Annotated in this window: 13 protein-coding genes and 1 pseudogene; 9 read left to right on the forward strand and 5 right to left on the reverse strand. The window is 68.9% G+C overall.

Annotated features, from left to right (window positions below):
- A pseudogene (locus ACJ8AT_RS30405) lies at nucleotides 1-455 on the forward strand (hypothetical protein); the annotation flags it as partial.
- A gap of 30 nt (nucleotides 456-485) precedes the next feature.
- Nucleotides 486-1,085, forward strand: coding sequence for a hypothetical protein (locus tag ACJ8AT_RS30410; protein ID WP_407741435.1), 600 nt, complete (start codon nucleotides 486-488; stop codon nucleotides 1,083-1,085).
- Between the two features lie 10 nt (nucleotides 1,086-1,095).
- Here ACJ8AT_RS30410 and ACJ8AT_RS30415 read toward each other — a convergent pair whose 3' ends face one another.
- Nucleotides 1,096-1,740, reverse strand: coding sequence for a class I SAM-dependent DNA methyltransferase (locus ACJ8AT_RS30415; RefSeq protein ID WP_407741436.1), 645 nt, complete (start codon nucleotides 1,738-1,740; stop codon nucleotides 1,096-1,098).
- 13 nt (nucleotides 1,741-1,753) lie between these two features.
- Between ACJ8AT_RS30415 and ACJ8AT_RS30420 the strand changes: the two genes are divergently transcribed.
- Entirely contained in the window at nucleotides 1,754-2,293 is a 540-nt protein-coding gene (locus tag ACJ8AT_RS30420; RefSeq protein ID WP_407741437.1) for a hypothetical protein, read from the forward strand.
- A gap of 554 nt (nucleotides 2,294-2,847) precedes the next feature.
- Here ACJ8AT_RS30420 and ACJ8AT_RS30425 read toward each other — a convergent pair.
- Complete coding sequence (locus tag ACJ8AT_RS30425; RefSeq protein WP_407741438.1) at nucleotides 2,848-4,152, reverse strand: immunoglobulin-like domain-containing protein; 1,305 nt, start codon at nucleotides 4,150-4,152, stop codon at nucleotides 2,848-2,850.
- A gap of 277 nt (nucleotides 4,153-4,429) precedes the next feature.
- On the opposite strand from ACJ8AT_RS30425, the gene ACJ8AT_RS30430 reads away from it, so the two are divergent.
- Complete coding sequence (locus ACJ8AT_RS30430) at nucleotides 4,430-5,452, forward strand: ROK family protein (protein ID WP_407741439.1); 1,023 nt, start codon at nucleotides 4,430-4,432, stop codon at nucleotides 5,450-5,452.
- 18 nt (nucleotides 5,453-5,470) lie between these two features.
- Here the strand turns inward: ACJ8AT_RS30430 and ACJ8AT_RS30435 are convergent, their stop codons facing one another.
- Nucleotides 5,471-7,387: an ATP-binding protein gene (locus ACJ8AT_RS30435; protein WP_407741440.1), complete on the reverse strand. Its 1,917-nt coding sequence runs from the start codon at nucleotides 7,385-7,387 to the stop codon at nucleotides 5,471-5,473.
- Nucleotides 7,388-7,418: 31 nt separating this feature from the next.
- Nucleotides 7,419-8,300: a phosphatase PAP2 family protein gene (locus tag ACJ8AT_RS30440; protein ID WP_407741441.1), complete on the reverse strand. Its 882-nt coding sequence runs from the start codon at nucleotides 8,298-8,300 to the stop codon at nucleotides 7,419-7,421.
- A 51-nt stretch (nucleotides 8,301-8,351) separates the two neighbouring features.
- Here ACJ8AT_RS30440 and ACJ8AT_RS30445 point away from each other — a divergent pair, with 51 nt between their 5' ends.
- The 5 genes from ACJ8AT_RS30445 to ACJ8AT_RS30465 all read left to right on the forward strand — a co-directional run bounded on the left by ACJ8AT_RS30445 (nucleotide 8,352) and on the right by ACJ8AT_RS30465 (nucleotide 17,917).
- Nucleotides 8,352-11,570, forward strand: coding sequence for a PD-(D/E)XK nuclease family protein (locus ACJ8AT_RS30445; protein ID WP_407741442.1), 3,219 nt, complete (start codon nucleotides 8,352-8,354; stop codon nucleotides 11,568-11,570).
- Nucleotides 11,567-15,205 carry a UvrD-helicase domain-containing protein gene (locus tag ACJ8AT_RS30450; protein ID WP_407741443.1) on the forward strand — a complete coding sequence of 1,213 codons (3,639 nt, stop codon included), beginning with the start codon at nucleotides 11,567-11,569 and terminating at the stop codon, nucleotides 15,203-15,205. The genes ACJ8AT_RS30445 and ACJ8AT_RS30450 overlap by 4 nt, the downstream gene beginning before the upstream one ends.
- Before the next feature lie 9 nt (nucleotides 15,206-15,214).
- Nucleotides 15,215-16,525: an adenylosuccinate synthase gene (locus tag ACJ8AT_RS30455; RefSeq protein WP_407741444.1), complete on the forward strand. Its 1,311-nt coding sequence runs from the start codon at nucleotides 15,215-15,217 to the stop codon at nucleotides 16,523-16,525.
- Between the two features lie 74 nt (nucleotides 16,526-16,599).
- Nucleotides 16,600-17,418, forward strand: coding sequence for a tetratricopeptide repeat protein (locus ACJ8AT_RS30460; protein ID WP_407741445.1), 819 nt, complete (start codon nucleotides 16,600-16,602; stop codon nucleotides 17,416-17,418).
- Between the two features lie 64 nt (nucleotides 17,419-17,482).
- Nucleotides 17,483-17,917 carry a PH domain-containing protein gene (locus ACJ8AT_RS30465; RefSeq protein WP_407741446.1) on the forward strand — a complete coding sequence of 145 codons (435 nt, stop codon included), beginning with the start codon at nucleotides 17,483-17,485 and terminating at the stop codon, nucleotides 17,915-17,917.
- A gap of 4 nt (nucleotides 17,918-17,921) precedes the next feature.
- Here ACJ8AT_RS30465 and ACJ8AT_RS30470 read toward each other — a convergent pair whose 3' ends face one another.
- On the reverse strand, nucleotides 17,922-18,779 hold the full coding sequence (locus ACJ8AT_RS30470; protein WP_407741447.1) for an FHA domain-containing protein: 858 nt from the start codon (nucleotides 18,777-18,779) through the stop codon (nucleotides 17,922-17,924).
- Between the last annotated feature and the right edge of the window lie 348 nt (nucleotides 18,780-19,127).

The raw sequence follows: 19,127 nt of genomic DNA on the forward strand, positions 1-19,127 counted from the left end.
AGGAGCAGGAGGGAGCCACCCAGATCATCCGCCACCAGGGAGGCAACCGGCAGATTGCGTTCAACGGGCAGCGCTGGCACGTGCCAGCGAACAGGTCCGTCCGGGACATACCGCCCAGGGATCCAGTGGGAGATGCTCTCCAGGAGGCCGCCCCGCGTTTGGCCAGGAAGTGGAGCCGCAGCGATCTGACTCGTGAACAAAAGGAAGCCATTGGTGAAGCCCTCAAGAAGGGCGAGCACATGAAAGCCAACCTCATGGAGCGCATGTTCCGGGGGCAGTGGGTCGAGAAGATGCTGAGAGACGAATTCCCAGCACTTCGCTGGAGCAAAACCGGCGTTGACGCAGTTGATCCTGCCACAGGGCTCAAGTACGAGGTGCTTTCAGGTACCATCAGTAACATGGAGTTGCACGGGCGGCGGATGGCGGAGGAGTTTTTCCGGCTCATCACGTTTTGAGCGCCTAGAGTGAAAGAGTCCAGGAGTGTCATGATTCAGTTCAGCGACCAAGAGATCGTGAACGAGCTACTCGTTTTAGATAGCGCCACTGAAGTCTATTATCTGGGTCACAATCTGACGCTGAAGAACTGCACCCTCGTCATCAGAGTTCCCGCGCGAGATCTGGTGATCGCGCGGACTCAGCTCATCGACTGCACGATTGAGGTCAAGCGAGTGCTGAAGAACTTCCAATGGCGTTCAGTTCACTTGAAAGGCTGTCGATTCAAGGGCCGCTTTAGCGGCAATGATTTTGGGGAGAGTCCATCCTCTCCAGGAGAGGCAAGCATTGAGGGCTGCGATTTCACTGAGGCGTCCGTAGATGCATCGCGGTTTCTCGGTTGTGACGTCCGCACGTTGCGCTTGCCTCGCTGGCCATGCTTCACCCTCTTCGACCCCGTGCGCAGGTGGCGGGAACTGAGAGCCCTTCCCTGGCCTGGAGATATCGGTGACATCTGCGTGGAAGGCTTCGCGGATGATCCCCCCTCAACCGTGGCCATAACGTACTCAGCGCCAGAACTCGCCAAACGGAGAGGCACCACCCCGGAAGCCATCAAGGCTGTGTTGGAGAAACTGGACGGTGTCTTCTTCTGACGCGCACCCGTCAGTGGCCCTCCTCGGTCCCTCGGCTCCCACCTCCTGCTCTTGAACGTGCCCCAGTCCCTCCTATGCGCGAGAGGTCCGTCTGGATCGCCTCGAACTGCTCCAGGGCCGCCCGCAGGTCGTCCACAATCTCCCCGGCAATGACATCCGGCGCAGGCAGGTTCGCTGAGTCCTCCAAGGACTCGTCCTTGAGCCAGAAGATGTCCAGGCTCACCTTGTCCCGCTGGAGCAGCTCCTCGTACCCGTACGAGCGCCAGCGCCCCTCCGGAGCCTTCTTCTCGGACCACGTCGCCTTGCGCTGGTGCCGGTTCTCCGGCTGGTAGCAGGCCACGAACTCGTCGAGATCCCCCCGCTTCAGCGGGTTCGTCTTCAGCGTGAAGTGCTGGTTCGTGCGCAAGTCGTAGACCCAGAGCTTCTCGGTCCACGGCTTCTCCCGGCCCGGCTTCTTCTCGAAGAACAGCACGTTGGCCTTCACGCCCTGCGCGTAGAAGATGCCCGTCGGCAACCGCAGCAGCGTGTGCACGTCGCACTCGTGGAGCAGCTTGCGGCGAATCGTCTCCCCCGCTCCGCCCTCGAAGAGCACGTTGTCGGGCACCACCACCGCCGCCCGCCCGTTCACCTCCAGCAGCGTCTTGATGTGCTGCACGAAGTTGAGCTGCTTGTTGCTCGTGGAGGCGCAGCCGCAGGGTGGAGGGCAGGAGACTGCGCGGCGCGGGCTTGCCGTTCTCGAGGGGGAGCAGCGGGGGTGGGTTCTGCTCCGGGTCGAGCCACTCGGCCAGTGTCTCGGGCTTGTGGAAGTGGAAGAGGCGGCGGCGGCGGGGTTCCGGATCCAGGCGGTTGGTGAACTGCGTCTCCACGCCCGTGCTCTCGTAGAGGAACGGCAGCGGGGTGGCATGGGCGGGGATGCCGGAGGGCACGCCGCGCGCGTACTTCTCCGACTGCACCTCGATGCCGGTGAGGAGGGTGCCCTCTTTCTTGGCCTCGACGACACCGGCCAGCTTCCCGGCGACGTAGAGGGCATAGTCGGCCTTGCCGTGGCCGCGTGCCAGGGGGAACTCGCGGACGGCCACCCCGAGTCCGGCGGAGAGGTTGAGCTCGGTGAAGTCCTGGACGTGCCAACCCGCGCTCTGGAGCGCAGCGTCAATGTTCTTGCGGGCAGCAGCCTCGGGTGTCGGCATTGGGGCGCCGATTTTCGCTGAAAGCCCCGCCCACGGCGATCGCGAAGTACACACAGGTGGGCTGCCGCCTCAATCCGGCCGGGCGGCTTGCTGGGGGGAGGTAGATCTGACCGGCAGGGTTGATCGGAACAGTTGCGGACTTCTAACCGGTTAGAAGTCTGGATCCGGCGGTGAGGAACTTTCACTGGGTTGAAAGTTTGCATCCAAGCAGTGGTCGCGGACTTCTAACCAGTTAGAAGTCTGGATCCGAGCGGTCGCGGACTTCTAACCAGTTAGAAGTCTGGATCCGAGCGGTCGCGGACTTCTAACCAGTTAGAAGTCTGAATCCAGGCCGCCAGCCTCAATCCGCTATTCTGACCAACCCTGCCGGTCAGATCTACCCCCCAGATCTGACCGGTCAGATCTCCCCTCACCAGAACCACTGCCTGTAAAGACGGGTACTTGGCTATAGCCATGGCTGCCGGAAGTATACTCGCACCTACCTCGCCGCCACCTGGGCACCAAAAAGCGAAGGGCCGAGCGGCTGACTTCAGCGCGCCCGGCCCTGGCTGTTCAACCCCTCCCGCGTGGCGCGGCTACCAGGGGCAGTTGACCACTTCCACCGTGCGCGTCAGCGGCGCGGCGCTGTTGCCGCCGCTGTCCGTCAGCGTGTACGTCACGTTGTACACGCCCTCGACCCAGCCGTTCGGCGCGCCTTCCCAGTGCACCTCGGGGGTGATGTCGCCGTAGCAGGTGTCGAACGCGGTCCAACCCGGCTCCACCCACTGCGTGCCGCACTGGTGCACCATGTGCGTGGGGCCCTTGAGCGCCAGCTGCGGCGGCTTGGTGTCGTTCACCGTCACGCTGCGGATGGCGCTCACCGTCTGGCCCTGCGCATCCCAGGCGATGTACTGCACATTGTAGAGGCCCTCGGCGCACGTGGCCGGACCCGGGCCGGCGGTGTCGTGGCCCGAGTTGTAGTAGTGCACGGTGATGGGCGCGCAGCTGGCGTCATACGCCTGGGCGCCCGGATCCGTCCAAGTGGTCTCGCCGCACTCGAGCGTCATGTCCAGGTCGCCGTTGGTCACCAGCGTGGGCTGGCCCGAGGGGTTCGGCGTGCAGGCGCTGGCGGTGCTGTTGCTGCTGCTGCTGCTGCTGCTGGAGTTGGGGTTGGGGCCGCACATCTGGCTGTTCACGCAAGCCAGCACCGCGTGGCTGCAGCTGCCGTCCGTGTTGCAGATGTCCGTGGTGCAGCTGTTGCCGTCATCGCAGCTGGCGGCGCTGGAGCAGGCGGTGCTCACCACCTGGCCGTTGAGCACCACCGCCGCGCTCTGCAGGTGGTTCTCGATGCAGCAGTCATCCACCTGGGTGATGACCACGCGGTTGATCTCGCCGGACTTCACGTACTCCGCCAGGTTCGCGGTGCCCGAGCCGCCCAGGTACACGTAGCTGCCCGGGATCACCAGGCCGCCCGGATACTTCGAGTTGTAGACCGTCACCCGCGAGCCATCATCCATGCCGTTGAAGGTGATGGTGAACGTCGTCACCGCCACGTTCGAGGGCACCGTCACGAAGGTCTGGAAGTAGGTGAAGTCGCCGTAGGCCAGGCAGGTATTGGGCGCCTGACACACGCGCGAGGGGTAGACGGAAAATCCGACCGTCTCCCCGTTGGGCGCCGCCGTCCAGTCCGGATCCGACGCGGCCGGGACGCTGGCCACGTTGTACTCGCAGTTGTCACCGTGCCGCGACGGGGTGCAGTTGAAGCGGAGCAGGCCCAGCGGGTTGGAGGCCGTCACCTCGTTTCCGTTGTGCATCTGCCACGGGGTGCGGCTCTGGGCCGCGGCGGGCAGCGCGCACAGCGCGACGAGCGCCCCAACTACGCCTCCAAGAACGTTCTTCATCATCAACTCCCCGGACATGCAGGCCAGTAGGCCGGTGGTCTCTGCTCTGCTTGGATACAACAAGAGCGGCAATTGTGCGGATCACTGTACGGAACGTGTTTTGTAGGTCTCAAGGGGCTTAGCAGGTGTTCCTGCTTTTTCCTTTTCCTGAGAAGGGGCGGAGTCCCTACAGCGGCCTACGGCGGCGTCAGGCAGCGGACAGCTCGCAGCGCTCCAGGGCCCATCTCCGCGTGTGCCTGAGGGTAGTAGCGTCGCGAAGGATAGGAGGAAGAACCTAATGCGCGGCGGCGACAAGAAGCGTGTGTTTGGAGGGCTCGACCTGGGTGGGACGAAGATCCAGGCCGTGCTGCTGGACGAGCAGGGCAATGTGCTGAGCCAGGCTCGCCGCGTCACCCCGCAGAAGGGAGGTCCGCCCGCCATCCTCGAGGAGCTGTTCGGCACGCTCCAGGAGGCGGCGCGGATGGTGAAGTTGAAGCCCTCGGAGCTCGCGGGGGTGGGCGTGGGCGCTCCCGGCGCCGTGGATCCGGTGGCGGGCGTGTTGCTGCACGCGGGCAACCTCCCCGGGTGGGACGCTCCCCACCCGCTGGCCGAGGTGCTCTCGAAGAAGCTCAACGTCCCCGTGTTCCTGGGCAATGACGTGCAGGTGGCCGTGGCGGCCGATGCGCGCCTCGGGGCCGGGCGCCCGTATCAGTCGCTGCTGGGCGTGTGGTGGGGCACGGGCGTGGGCGGTGGCATCTACCTGGCCGGGCGGCGCTGGATGGGGCGCGGCGCGGCGGGGGAGATCGGCCACATGGTTGTTCGGCGAGGTGGAGCGCGCTGCTCGTGTGGCCGGCGAGGCTGTATGGAGGCCTACGCGGGCCGGGCGGCGATGGAGCGGCGGGCGCGCAAGGCCGCGGAGCGCGGGGAGAAGACGAAGCTGTTCAGCCTGATGGAGAAGCACGGCAAGGATCGGCTCAGCAGTGGCATCTGGCTGCAAGCGTTGAAGCAGGAGGATGGGCTGGCCGAGCGGCTCATCGCCCGGGCCATCCGGATGCTGGGGGCGGGCGTCGCGTCCGCGGTGAACCTGCTGGATGTGGAGGCGGTGATCATCGGCGGAGGGCTGGGCACGCGGCTGGGCCAGCCGTACGTGGAGCGCATCGCCGAGGCCATGCGGCCCCACCTCTTCGTCCCGCAGCGGCCTCCGGATGTGAGGCTCTCGGAGCTGGGAGATCTCGGGGGGGCCATTGGCGCGGCGCTGTTGGCCCAGCCCTCGCGGGAAGGGCGCTCGGAGGCGCGCGGCTCGACGCGCGCCCATCCCTGAGCCGGGAAGCGGCGCTCCTCAGGCGGCCGGAGCCTCCACGGGGAGCTCGAGCGTGAAGGTGGCGCCCTGGCCCACTCCGGGGCTGGAGCAGGTGAGCCGGCCCTTCATCTCCATGGCGGCCAGGGCGCTGATGTGCAGGCCGAAGCCATGGCCCTCCTTCTTGGTCGTGAAGCCCTGCGAGAACATGCGCGGCAGGTTCTCGGGGGCAATGCCCATGCCGTTGTCAGTCACCTGGATCCGCAGCCGCCCCTCCTCGATGGGCGGGATCGAGATGCGCAGGCGCTTGTCCTGGGTGGTGCTGGCCATCAGCGCGTCGCGGGCGTTGCTCAGCAGGTTGACGAGGATCTGCAGCAACCGGTGCCGGTCGACGAGCTGGGGAGGCACGTCGGCATAGTCGCGCTCGACCTGGATGCCCATGCGCCCGAAGGACAGGGCGTGCAGGCGCAGCGCCTCGTCGATGAGCTGGGGCACGGCGAGCTCCTCCACGGCTCCGGCGGAGCGGGCGTGCTTCTGCTGCATGCTGACGATGGACTTGATGTGCGCGACGCTGTCGCTCAGCGAGCGCATCTCCTTGAGGATGTGCTCGTGCTCTTCCTGGAGCTGGGTGTACAGAGCCGAGAGGTAGGCCGGCAGCTTCCGGCCCGTGGGATCCTCGGTGAGGAACGAGGCCAGCTGGGCGGCGTGCTCCTGCAGCAGGGCCGAGGCCTTGCCCAGCCCGGCGAGGCGGGTCTTGCGCAGCTGTTCCATGACCAGCGTGGTGGAGACGTTGACGCTGTTGAGGGTGTTGCCCACGTTGTGGAGCACCCCCGTGGCGATCTCGGCCATGCCCGCCTGGCGGGAGATGTCCACCAGGGTCCGGTGCATCTCTCCCAGGCGGAGCTCGGCCTCCTTCCGGGTGGTGATGTTGCGGGCGACGATCGTCATGCCTGTGATTCGGCCGCCCTCGCCGTGAATGGGGTGGACGCTGGTGTCGAACGTGAGGCGGACGCCGTGGTGCGTGTAGACCTCCTCGATGCGCTGGTGCTTGCCCTCGAGCACCGCGGCCAGCCGTGGCATCCAGTCCGCGCGCAGCTGGGGATCCGATTCGTGGAAGAGGGACTGCCCCGGTTGGAGCTCCTGGCCAAAGCGGATGCGGTAGGCCTTCTTCGCCGCCGAGTTGGCGGTGATGACCCGGCCCTCCGTATCGAGCGAGGCCATCAAGTCATTGGTGCTCTCGAAGAGGCTGCTGAGCTTGCTCTCGCTGTCGCGAAGGACCGCGAGCGTCTGCTCCAGGGAGTGCTGGGCCTCGCTCCTCGCGGCGCTGTGGAGCGCGCTCAGCCCCCAGGAGCCCAGCAGGGCGATGATGATCGCCCCATAGAGAGGCCAGAAGAATTCGCCCGGAGCCGCGTGAGCGCCCGGCCCGAGATAGCGGTAGGAGAGGGGATAGAGCAGGCCGTCGCCGAGGCACAGGAGCAGGGTGAGGAAGAACCCTCTGCGAGCCCCCATCAGGTACACCGAGATCGCCGGCAGCAGCGTGAGCGCGCCGTGGGTCCCGACGTAGGGAACATCCTTCATGAAGAAGGGGAGGATCATGCAACCGAACGCCAGCGACGCGCACAGGAGCAGGGCCGGGCGCTCGTGAGAGGTGGCATGGCGCATCAGCACGGCCGTCGCCCCATACCCCAGGCCCACCAGGGCCAGGATGATGCTGGTCGCCGAGAACGGGAACATCGCCAGCGCCGTCACGGCGAACAGGAACATGAAGCAGGTGGCCGCGGCCATCACCCGGCTGCGCGCCAGGTCCGACGGCGAGCCCTGGCGAAGCGCTGGCGAGAGCAGCGAGTCCAGCGCCGTCAAGAGCCCGCCGGCCAGCCCCGGCCGTGTCGGGGGCGGCGACGGAAGGCCCGGAGGTTCGGTGCGCGCCTGCTCCGCTTCTGGAACGCCCGTGCGAGTCATGAAGCCCCCTGGGCTGGAGCTCAGCCCCGGCTCAGAAGCGGCCCGAGAGTACCGCGCCTCGAGGACCGCCCGAGACCCGGAGCGAGAGCGCGCTCGAGGATTCGTTCAACCGTCCGTGTAACAACCGGGGCACCGCCACGCCGAACGCCGAGCCCAGCACCGCGCCGGTGATCACGTCCGTGAGGTAGTGCTTGTCCGCCGCCATGCGCAGCAGCGGCACGGTGGTGGCCAGCGGCAGCCCCACCGCCCAGATCCACGCGCGGTTCTTGTACCCGCGCAGCTCGGCCACCGTGCCCGCGGACACCACGAGCGCGAAGGCCAGGTTCGTGTGCCCGCTATAGAAGGAGAGGTTGTTGTCTTCCGGCTTGGCCGTGAGGGGCTTCTGGTCCTCGGGCAGCACGTGGACGAAGGGGCGCTCGCGGCCGGCGGTGAACTTCACCGCCTGATTGAGCACGGAGGCCAGCACCGCCGTCTCGATGATGATGCCCGCGTCCTGAGCGAAGAAGCTCCGCGGCGCGCCGCTGCCCTGGGACAGGGCGTACTGGGTTCCCAGCACGCCCACGGGCAGCACCGCGAAGTCCACCACGTTGCTCCAGGTGTCGGCGTGCTTGCGCTGCTCCTCGGTGGAGCCGGCGAGGCCGCGCCCCCATTTATCCAGGCGGTTGAGCGAGTCCGTCCCATCCGGATTCCGGTCGCACCAGCGGCACGACTCGGGAGCCAGTTGCTTCTTGAGGAGGGCCTCGCTGCCAATCCAGAGCACCCCTCCTACGCCGGTGATGACGCCATCCCGGGTCCAGTCGAACCGGAGCTCATGTGCGATGGGCGCTCCCTCGGCCGAGGGGAGGGCGTCCTGGGGTACGGGGGATGCAGCGAGCAGGGAAGCGAACGCCAGAACACAGGAAGAGGAAAGCACGAAACAAGCATAAGCGGCGGCACCTGGGACGTTCTACACTCCACCTACGGAATGTCTCGTCCCGTCCGCACCCTCCAGGTCTTCCCCGACGCAGGGCGGCGCCAGCAAGTGCTGCGCGCCGCACGGGAAAAGCGCGGCCTGGTGCTCGGATCGGGTTGGCTCACGTGGGACGATTTCGTCAACGCCCTGGGTGGAGCAGGCGAGCTCAATCGACGCCCCTGTCCGGCCTCTACCTCGCGCGTCCTGATGGCCTCGCTGGCGCAGGGGCTGGAGGACACGCCCTTCGGAGACTTCGTCAACGAGCCAGCGTTCGCTCGGGCCGCGCTGGAGCTGGTGCTCGACATGAAGGCGGGCCGGCTCACGCCGCGTGAACTGCAGGACGCCGCGGAGTCTCTCCCGCCCGAGCGCCGCTCCCGAGCGCGGGTGCTGGCGAGCCTGTTTGACGCCTACGAGCGGCGCATGGCCGAGCTGGGGTTGGCGGATCGCGAGGACGTGCTGCGCGGCTCGCGCGAGGCGCTCTTCCGGGGGCAGTGGCCCACGGCGTGGGAGGACGTGGAGTCCATTGTCCTGCACGGTGTGTATGACGTGCGCCCCTCCGGGCTGGGGCTGCTGCTGGCGCTGGCCAGGGTATGCGAGGCGCGGCGGCTCTCCCTTCGGATGGAGACTCCCGTGGGAGGCTCTCCGGTGGCGGACGCGGCGCTGGCCTCGCTCTTCCGAGCCTTCGAGAGCCGGGGCGAGACGGTGGGCCACGTGGATCTCTTCAAGGCGGATCTCACCTTCGAGGCCCGCCCGCTGGCGGAGCTGGGGCGCTACCTCTTCTCGCCGCAGAAGCCCCGCGGCTCGCTGGCGGCCACGGCGGCGGGCCCGCTGCGGATGTGGAGCGTGGGCACGGCGCAGGACGAGGCCCGGCAGCTCGCTCGGGACGTGCGCCGGCTCATCTCGGAAGGCGTGGCGCCGGGCCGCATTGCCATTGCCTGGCGTGAGCCGGGACCCGAGGCGCGGTGGCTGGCCGAGGCGCTGGAGGAGCTGGGCGTGCCGGTGCGCCTGCCCTGGGCCGAGCCGCTCGCGCTGACGGGGCCGGCCCGGCTCGCGCTGGAGCTGCCGCTGCTCGTCGAGGACTCCTTCCCCTTTGGGCGCGTGGCGGAGCTCGTGTCCAGCCGCTACGCCCCCTCGCTGTCTCGAGGCGCTCCCCAGGCCCCCGCGACGCTCTTCACGCTGGCGGCCCTCCGGGACGATCGGCTCGGGGCCCAGCGCGGGCGCGGCGCGTACGACGTGAGGCTGGAGGCGCTGGCGCGGCGGATGGTGCTCGCCAAGGACGAGCAGGCCCACGAGGTGCGGGTGCTGCGCGAGCGGTGCATGCGGCTGATGGAGTGGTGCCGCCGCATCCCCGAGTCGGGCACAGCGCAGGAGCTGCTCGGGGCGTGGTGGCGCGTGGTGCAGCAGCTCGGGTTGCAGGACACGGAGGGGCCGCTGGAGGCGCGCGAGGAGGGCTCGCTGGGAGCGCACGCGCTGGAGGCTCGGGCCCGGGACGATGCCGCGCGCCAGGCATTGCGCCTCCGGGTGGGCGAGCTGGAGCGGGCGCTGAAGAAGGTAGGCGGAGGCCCGAAGCTGTCCCGGAGGCTCTTCGGGCGCTGGCTGGCGGACGTGATGCGCGACATGCACCTGCCCGCGCGGGGGCCGGACTCAGGCGCCGTGGAGGTGCTGGATGTCCGTGAGCTGCCCGGGAGGACGTTTGGCTATCTGTTCCTCGCGGGGATGACGGAGGGCCGCTTCCCTGGCCGCGAGGAGCCTTCCGTGCTGCTCGGGGATGCGGACCGCGCCGAACTCAACAAGCGCTTGGGGCGGGAGGCCTTCCGCCTCACGGGCGGCGAGTTCGAGGACCGCGCGCCGTGGCGGCTCACCGAGGATCGGCTCCTCTTCGCCAGCGCGCTCGTGGTGGCCGAGGAGCGGGTGAGCTTGTCCTTCTCGGTGGCGGGCGCGGGCGGACAGGAGCAGGTGCCCTCCGCGTTCCTGGAAGAGGTGCGGCGGCTGACGGGGATGACGTGGGAGGCGCGCTCGCTGATGGCGGTGCCTCCGCTGGACGACGTGCTCACCGAGGCGGAGCTGCGGCAGCGCGTGGCGCTGGAGACGCTGGCGGATGCGCGGCTGCGCGTCACCGAGCCGGACGTAGCGGAGCCGTTCCTTCGGCGGCGCTTCCAGGAAGAGCCCTGGTTCTCGGCTGCTCGCGAGCTGGCCCAGGTGGAGAAGGAGCGGTTGCACTTCTTCTCGCGCCCCGAGCGCGAGGTGGGCGCCTACACGGGGCTGGTGGATGGGCCGGGGCTGAGCGAGGCCCTGCGAGAGACCTTCCGCTTCGACATTACAAAGCCGCTGTCGGCCTCGGCGCTGGCGAAGTTCGGCAACTGCGGCTTCCAGGGCTTCCTGACGTACGGGCTGAAGGTGACGGAGCCTGAGCAGCCGGGCGAGGAGTTCGACGCACGCGGGCGCGGCACGTTCTGGCACCGCGTGGTGGAAGAGGTGTTCCTGCGGCTCAAGCAGAAGGGGCTGTTGGGCAAGGGGATCGACGAGATCCCCGAGGCGCTGTTGAACGAGTCGCTGGACGAGGCGGTGGCCTACTTCGAGGCGCGCTACCACGTGGGGCACCCGGCGCTGTGGCAGCTCGCGAAGGAGCGGGCGCGGGCGATGGTGCGGCGCATCCTGGCGGACGAGCAGCGGGGCATGCCCTTCGACAGCTACGTGCCGGAGGGCTTCGAGCTGAAGTTCGGTCCCGGCGCGGATGAGGACTCGTGGCAGGACGTGTTCCTCTACTCGGGCCAGGAGGCCATCTACTTCGAGGGCAAGATCGATCGGCTGGACAAGGGCGCGGGGGACGTAGGCGTCATCGACTACAAGTCGGGGCGGCTGGACAAGCGCGCGCTGAAGGAGCGGCTGTTGTCCTCGGACTTCCAGCTCCCGCTGTACCTCTACGCGGCGCGTGCCAGCGGCCACCGGGAGGCGCGGAACGCGGCGTGGTTCTCGCTGCGCACGGGGACGACGATCAGCCTGTCGGAGGTGCTGTCGGACGCCGAGGTCGAGGCCATGCTGTCCACGGATCCGGTGGTGCGCGAGAAGCTGCGGGAGGAGGGCGGGCTGAACCTGGCGAACGCGGTGGAGGGGCTGGTGACCGCGGCGCGCCAGGGGAAGTTCGGGATGCGGCCGAAGGACTGTGGTGGGTGCGGGTATCGGGCGGTGTGCCGCATCTCGGAGCGGAGGGTGGTGGAGGAGAGCGCATGAGTGTGGTGTCGCCCCTGGCGCTGGAGCGCAACCTCGCGCTCATGGCGGGCGCCGGCGCGGGCAAGACGTACAGCCTGGTGACGATGGTGTTGCACCTGTTCGCGGGGGCGCGCGAGGCGGCCGGGCCGCTGAAACCCTCGCGGCTGTGCATGCTCACGTTCACGGACAAGGCGGCCGCGGAGATGCGCTCTCGCACGCGGGCCCGCCTGGATGCGCTCGTGCAGGGCGAGGCAAAGGAGCCCGAGCTGCGCGCCTCGCTGGAGCGGCTGGGGCGTCCGTTTCCCTCGCAGGACATGTGGCGCGCGCTGCGCGAGGATCTGAGCGCGGCCACGGTGGGCACGTTCCACTCGCTCTGCGGACAGCTCCTGCGCCGCGCGCCGCCGGGGCTGGGGATTGATCCGGCCTTCGAGGTGCTCGATGAGCTGGAGGCGTTCGGGCTGGTGCAGGACGTGTGCGAGCGCGTGGTGCTGGACGCGCTGGAGGATGGAGACGCGCTCGTCCGCGAGCTGTGCCAGGAGCTGACGTTCTCGGGCTCGGGGTTCTCGGATGGGCTGGTGGCGTCGCTGCGGCAGGTCTACGGCAAGATGCGCGAGGAGGGCCTGCGCGCGGCCTCCGCGGCGCTGTCGAACGTGGACGAGGCTCGGGCGGAGCTGGAGGCGGTCATCCAGGGGGGGTTGCGGCACTGCGCAACGGCGCGGGAGCTGGATGCCAAGGGCGAGTGGAGCCGGCTGATCGCCGCGTGCGAGCGAGCGCTGAAGGGGATGACGCCGCGCAACCTCTTCGAGGCGGAGCGTCTACCCTCGCTCAAGGCCGCGTTCCTGGCGGATGGCCGCAACTTCGCGAGGCTGAGCAAGGGCGCCGCGGGGCCCCTCCGCTCGCTGTACTGGTTGGTGTTTGGCAAGAGCGACGGCTCGGTGACGCGGCTGGAGGATGCCTTCGCCACCTGGCGGACCGCGCCCTTCGAGGCGGCCTTCCGCGATCTGCTCGGCCGGGTGGAGACGCGCCACGAGGCGGAGTTCCTCCGGCGCAACGTCTTCGACTTCACGGCCCTGCTGGTGAAGGCGCGAGATCTGCTGCGGGACCACCCCAGCTTCCGCCGGCAGGTGCAGGAGCGGATGGGCGCGCTGCTGGTGGACGAGTTCCAGGACACCAACCGCCTGCAACTGGAGCTGGTGCTGCTGCTGGCCGAGCAGCGCGAAGGTGGGCCCAGGCCGGTGCGCTCGGACGAGGAGCTCCGGGCCGTGCTCCCGCTGGAGCCCGCATTCCTGTGCGCGGTGGGCGACCGGAAGCAGTCCATCTACGAGTTCCGCGGCGCGGACGTCTCCGTCTTCACGCTGCTGGCGAACAAGATTGAGTCCGAGGGCGGCGCGAAGGACTTCCTCCGCAACAACCGCCGCTCGGTGCCGGCGCTGCTCGAGTTCTTCAACCGGGCCTTCGCGGGCGTGCTCGTGACGAGCCAGCCGCCTCGGCCCTACGAGGTGGAGTACATCCCAGCCGAGGACGATCTCTCAGCCGTGCGGCGCTCGCTCTCCGAGGAGCCCGCGGTGGAGCGCTTGCTCCCGCAAGAGGCGGACTCCACGGCGGAAGCGCGCAACATGGAGGCCGAGGCCCTGGCCAAACGGCTGCGGGTGATGCTGGCTCCCGGCGCGACGCCGTGCGTGACGGACGATGCCAGCCGCCGCCTGCGCCCCGCCTACGGTGGAGAGGTCGCCATCCTCCTGCGAACCTTCACCTACCTGGAGGTGTACCGGCAGGCGCTCATCCGCCAAGGCGTCCCTCATCGGGTGCTGCGCGGCCGCGGCTTCTACGGCGCCCAGGAGGTGCTGGATCTGGCCTCGCTGCTGGCTCTGCTCTCGGACTCGGATGACACGCTGGCCTTGTCCGCGGTGCTGCGCTCGCCGCTCGTGGGCTTGTCGGACGCGTCGCTCTTCCGGCTGGCCGACGAGAGCGGGCTGACGCTGGCGGGAGTGGTGAAGAAGGATCTGTCCACGTGCGGGCTCCCCGAGCGTGAGCGGGTGCGGCTGGAGCGCTTCCTGGCGGCGCTGCCTTCGCTGCGGCGCGAGAGGGATCGGCTCGGAGTCCGCGCCTTGCTCCAGGTGGCGCTGGAGGTGACGGGCTACCGCGAGGCCATGGCGGGCTCTCCGTACGCGGAGCAGGCCAGCGCCAACATCGACAAGCTGCTGGCGCTCGCGGCTCGGCGAGACGAGCGCGGCACGGGTGGATGCACGGCGTTCGCTCGGGAGCTGCGGCTGCTCGCGGACTCGGATCCCACGGAGGCGCAGGCCGACCTCCTGGACGCTGGAGATCCCCGCGCGGTGCAGATCCTCACCATCCACCGAGCCAAGGGCCTCGAGTGGCCGGTCGTCGTGGTGCCCGCGATGGGAGGCAAGCGGCGCTCCACGAGCGCTCGCGCCCACTTCGAGCGCACCCACGGGCTGGCCCTGAGGCCGTGGCTGCCGGACAGGATGGAGGACTTCCGCTCGTCGCGCTTCGAGCAGGTGAAGGAAGAGCTGAAGGCCCGTGAGTTCGCTGAGTACCGGCGCTTGCTCTACGTGGCGCTCACCCGAGCCCGGGACATGCTCATCCTCTCCGGCTCGGCGGAGCGGGGGGCCTCGGAGTCCTGGTGGATCATGCTCGACGAGCTCCTGGGCGCGGACGCGGCGCTCCGGGCGCGAGTGCATGACGTGGACGTGGAGGCGCTCCCTCCGCCCGCGGATCCGCTGCCGCCGAGCGCTGAGGATCTCTCCGAGGCGGAGGCCCGCGTCGAGGCCGCCGTACAACGCGTCCGCTGGGGGGGCGCCATGCCCGAGCCCGAGGAAGCCATCACTCCGGCGGCGGCGCTCCAGGACTTCATGGCGTGCCCCCGGCGCTACCGCTACGTGCATCAACTGGGGCTGTGCGGAGCGCGGCCGTGGGAGCTGCCCTCTCGGAGCATGCCGCCTTGGATAGAGCCCGAGACCTGGCTGGAGACCCGAGGCTCCGCGCAGCTCGTGCCGCTCCTCCTCCGAGACGTGGATCTGCGCATGGCGCAGGCCTCGGCCTCGGAGCGGCGCGGGCACTTGGAGAAGCTGCTGCGAACCCTGGGCCGCTTCCCGGATGAAGAAGGGATGGAAGAGACGCTGAGCATGGTGGAGCGCTTCCTCGCGTCCCCCTTCGCGCGCAAGCTGGCCTCGAGCCCGGCCGCGAGCATCCACCGCGAGCTGTCCTTCCTGGTGGATCTCCCCTCGGGCCCTTCGCAGGGCCGGACCGCGGTCAGCGGTGAGATGGATCTGCTGTGGGAGACCCCGGATGGCGAGGCGTGGGTCCTGGCCTGGCGTTCCGGGAAGCGCCATCCGCTCGGCGTCGCCGCCTGTGCGCACGAGCTGGTGGTGCAGGGGCTCGCGGCGAGGCGTCTGGTGCGCGACGGAGTCCCTGTCCGGGTGGGCGTGCTCTTCCTCGGCGAGCCCACTCCAGAGCCTGAATTTCTCACCGTCCCCGGAGGGCTGGAGGAGCCCGTGGGCCGTCTGGGAGAGGCCGTGCGAGCCCTCGTCCAGGGGATCCTGCGTAGGCAATGGCCCGGGCGTGAGAGAGCGACCTGCCAGGCACTGCATTGTGGCTTCGCGGAACACTGTCACGCCTCCCCCGGTGCGTGCTAAGGCGGGCTCATGCCGAACGTCGTCGTCGTTGGAGCGCAGTGGGGAGATGAGGGCAAGGGCAAGGTCGTTGACCTGCTCACGGAGCATGCCCAGGTCGTGGTGCGTTTTCAGGGCGGCAACAACGCCGGCCACACCCTGGTGGTGGCCGGGCAGAAGACCGTCCTGCACCTGATCCCCTCGGGCATCCTGCACCCGGGGAAGACCTGCGTCATTGGCAATGGCGTGGTGGTGGATCCGGCGGTGCTCCTGGGGGAGATCGACGGCCTGAAGGCCAAGGGCTTCCTCAAGGATGACTCGCACCTGATCATCTCGGACAACGCGCACATCATCTTCCCGTGGCACAAGCAGCTGGACGCCTTCCGCGAGAAGGCGCGGGGTGGCAGCCCCATCGGCACCACGGGCCGAGGCATCGGCCCCGCGTACGAGGACAAGGTGGCCCGCCGGGGCATCCGCATGAGGGACTTGCTCCAACCCGAGCGCCTGCGCAAGCGCATCGAGGAGCGGCTGCCCGCGGTGCTGGAGGAGCTGCGCGAGCTGTGCCGCCTGGCCAACGAGCCGGTCCCCACGCTGGAGGCGGAGAAGCTCGTCTCGGACTTCTCCGCGCTGGGCGAGCGCCTGCGGCCCCACGTGGGGGATGCCTCGCTCTTTCTGGCCGGGCAGGTGGCCCGCGGCGCGCGCATCCTCTTCGAGGGCGCCCAGGGCACGCTGCTGGACGTGGATCACGGCACCTACCCGTACGTCACCAGCTCCAACTGCGTGGCGGGCAACGCGGCGGTGGGCTCGGGGCTGGGGCCGACCACCATCGACAAGGTGATGGGCATCAGCAAGGCCTACACCACGCGCGTGGGCGGAGGCCCGTTCCCCACCGAGCTGACCGACGCGCTGGGGGATCAGCTGCGCAAGGTGGGCGAGGAGTACGGCGCCACCACGGGCCGCCCGCGGCGCTGCGGCTGGCTGGATGGCGTGGTGCTGCGCTACGCGGTGCGCGTCAACGGCCTGAGCAGCCTGGCGCTGACGAAGATGGATGTGCTCTCGGGGCTCAAGTCGCTCCAGCTCTGCAATGCCTACGAGCTGGACGGCCAGCGCATCACCGAGCTCCCCGGCGACTACGAGGACCTGGAGCGCGTGAAGCCCATCTACGAGACGCTGCCCGGCTGGGACGAGAAGCTGGCCGGGGTGCGGACCTTCGACGAGCTGCCGGAGAACGCCAAGCGCTACGTGCGCCGCGTGGAGGAGATCAGCGGCGTGCAGGTGACCTGCATCTCGGTAGGGGCGGACCGCGGAGAGACGGTGCTGCTGCAGAACCCCTTCCGAAGCTGACGCGAGGGATCCCTCTCGCGCTGCATGGGGGTATTCTGCTACGGCACCCCTCAGTGCCTCGCCCGGGAGCTGCCATGGTGGTTCGCTGCATCCTCATCGGTCTCACGGCCGCGCTGCTGAGCGCGGCCACGCCGCCCGCTCCAGCCACGCCCGCGCCGGAGGCCCCAGCGGCTCCCGCGTTGCAGACCAACCCGAGCCTCTCCATCACCCGCGTCCGAGACGGAGACGCGCTGATGAAGGAGCGCCGGTACCGCGAGGCGACCTTCGCCTACCTGGACGCGACGCACGCGGATCCGGGCAACGTGGAGGCGCTCTTCAAGCTGGGCAACGCGCTGGCGGTGCTCGGCTACTACGCGCAGGCCGTCGAGCGCTGGAGCCGCGTGGCGCAGCTCACCCCGGATGCCACCATTCGCCAGAGCGCGCTGGACAACGTGGCCAAGGCCCAGCCCCGGATTGCCCAGCAGGGGGGCTCTCCCCAGGCGCAGGGCGTGGCTCCGGGCTTCGGGCCCGTGGCGGACACGACTCGCGCCCAGGCGCGCAGGGCCTACGAGCAGGGCGTCCAGCGCATCCAGGCCCGGGACTACTCGGGGGCCTTGCAGAGCCTCACGCAGACCATCCAGCTCGAGCCCACGCTCGCGGTGGCCTACACCGCTCGCGGCAGTGCCTACATTGGGCTGCGGCGCTATGCCGAGGCGGCGGCGGACTACGAATATGCGCTGCGTCTGGCACCGGACGTGGCCTCACCTCTCTATGGGTTGGGAGAGTCCTACCGGATGCTCGGCCGCAACGCCGAGGCGCGCTCCTTCTACGAGCGCTATGCCACCTCCACCGCCCGGGACGTGCGGCCGGACCTCCAGGCCGAGGCCCGCCAGAACGCCGAACGCCTGCGCTGAATATGCAGGTTGTATTCCATGCGGACGGGTGGCGCATGTCACACCCCAGCCTTAGCTTGTCTGCATGGACGGGCGTAATTCCGAAGCGGTGGGCCGGCAGGTCTTTCGTCCTCGGCGTGTCCTCGCGGCGTTGATGGCGGCCGCGGGAGTGCTGTGGGTGACAGTGCTCGTGTATCTGCTTCGCTTCGATGGCGTCCCGTTGAAGACGTTCTTGGCGGTGATCTTCTTCGTCGTCTTCTTCGGCGTGTCGTTGATGTACTACGCGCGCACCCGGATCGTCGTGGACGCGCGAGGCGTCACCTACCGCGGCATGGTGCGCACGCGGCACTACTCCTTCCAGGAGATCCGCAAGGTGGACGTGATGCCGGGCCCGGTGACCGTGTACGCGATTCGCAACACCAGCGGCGGGTTCGTCCACTTCACGAGCATCTTCCAGCACCACCGGCGGCTCGCCGCGTTGCTGGTGGAGCGCGCGGGGCTCCGGCCGATGGCCTCGTGAGCCCTCAGCTCAGCAGGGCGTAGGTGACGAGCACTCCGGCGAGCGCCGTGGCCACGCCCAGCCCGATGAGCCACACCTCTGCCCGAGACATCTCCCGAGCCGGCCCGGCGAGGGAATTCGGGGGAGCGTCCTGTGGCAGGGCAGAGGCTGCGGCGGCCTCAACGGGAGGCGGAGCTTCGGCCAGCGCGGGAGCAGGCGGAGCGGTGTCCTCCACGGCGGCCTGGAAGCGCAGCAGCGTCTGTCCCAGCTCGATCACATTCCCCTCGGCGAGCGGCGTGCGCACCTTCACACGGCGGCCATTGAGGTAGACGCCATTGGGGCTGTCGAGGTCCACCAGGGTGAACGAGGAGCCCTCGCGCAGGATGCGCGCGTGGGAGCGGGAGACGGCGCGGTCGCGCAGGCGGAGGTCCACCTGGGTGCCTCGGCCAAGGTCCGTCTTCGCTTCGGACAGCGGGAAGGTTCGGCCCACGTCCAGGCCGGTGAGACAGGTGAGGGTGGGGGCACGGGAGGGGGGCAGGTCAGCGCCCTCGCTCAGCAGGTGCTTGAGCACGGCTGCGGTGCCCATGCCGCGTGTGCCGCTGTCGGGAGCCTGGAGGACCTTGAGGCGCATCTCCTCGGGCAGGCCCACCACCTCTCCCGGGAGCACCAGCCGAGGCACGCCCGGAGGAACGAGCACCGCGTTCACGGTGAAGGGCCGCACCGCCTCCACGGTCAGGCGCGAGCTCTCGATGCGCAAGGTCAGGAAGGCGGGCGGAAGGGCCTCCAGCCGCACCTGATCCTCGGGGCCTCCCCCGAGCAGGTGCTGGCCTTCGGCGAGCTCAAACGGCGTGGTCGTCCCCAGGTGCTCGAATTCGAAGTGCATGCGAGGGGCCAGAGCAAACTGTGTGCCCTTTCGCGGCGCTGGAAATTCAAGGGGTTGCCGTGCGCGTCCGTCCACGCCCCTTTTGAATCGTCCGCGCGCCTGGACGGCCCTTGTCTAACCAGCATCCGGAGCGGCAGGTGGAGCAGGAGGTGGAACGGGACTCGCTGCTCCTGTCCCTCCGTCCCGCCTTTCCCCAGGCCAGGGATTGGAGGTTCCCTGAGGACCAGCGTCGGGCATGGGTGGGCTCAAGACATCCCTGGGTTCGCCATCAAAGATGCGCCGCAGGATTCGGCCATCAGCGCTGATGGCATATTCCACACCTGAGTCCAGCGATATGAGGTAGCTTAG

Source organism: Hyalangium sp. (assembly GCF_045802625.1).
Classification (GTDB): domain Bacteria; phylum Myxococcota; class Myxococcia; order Myxococcales; family Myxococcaceae; genus Hyalangium.

Excerpts from the sequence above, each read along its gene's own strand:
- ACJ8AT_RS30425 (WP_407741438.1), bottom strand. The coding sequence starts at position 4,152 with ATGAAGAACGTTCTTGGAGGCGTAGTTGGGGCGCTCGTCGCGCTGTGC.
- ACJ8AT_RS30460 (WP_407741445.1), top strand. The coding sequence starts at position 16,600 with ATGGTGGTTCGCTGCATCCTCATCGGTCTCACGGCCGCGCTGCTGAGC.
- ACJ8AT_RS30435 (WP_407741440.1), bottom strand. The coding sequence starts at position 7,387 with ATGACTCGCACGGGCGTTCCAGAAGCGGAGCAGGCGCGCACCGAACCT.
- ACJ8AT_RS30470 (WP_407741447.1), bottom strand. The coding sequence starts at position 18,779 with ATGCACTTCGAATTCGAGCACCTGGGGACGACCACGCCGTTTGAGCTC.
- ACJ8AT_RS30455 (WP_407741444.1), top strand. The coding sequence starts at position 15,215 with ATGCCGAACGTCGTCGTCGTTGGAGCGCAGTGGGGAGATGAGGGCAAG.
- ACJ8AT_RS30430 (WP_407741439.1), top strand. The coding sequence starts at position 4,430 with ATGCGCGGCGGCGACAAGAAGCGTGTGTTTGGAGGGCTCGACCTGGGT.
- ACJ8AT_RS30410 (WP_407741435.1), top strand. The coding sequence starts at position 486 with ATGATTCAGTTCAGCGACCAAGAGATCGTGAACGAGCTACTCGTTTTA.
- ACJ8AT_RS30450 (WP_407741443.1), top strand. The coding sequence starts at position 11,567 with ATGAGTGTGGTGTCGCCCCTGGCGCTGGAGCGCAACCTCGCGCTCATG.
- ACJ8AT_RS30445 (WP_407741442.1), top strand. The coding sequence starts at position 8,352 with ATGTCTCGTCCCGTCCGCACCCTCCAGGTCTTCCCCGACGCAGGGCGG.
- ACJ8AT_RS30465 (WP_407741446.1), top strand. The coding sequence starts at position 17,483 with ATGGACGGGCGTAATTCCGAAGCGGTGGGCCGGCAGGTCTTTCGTCCT.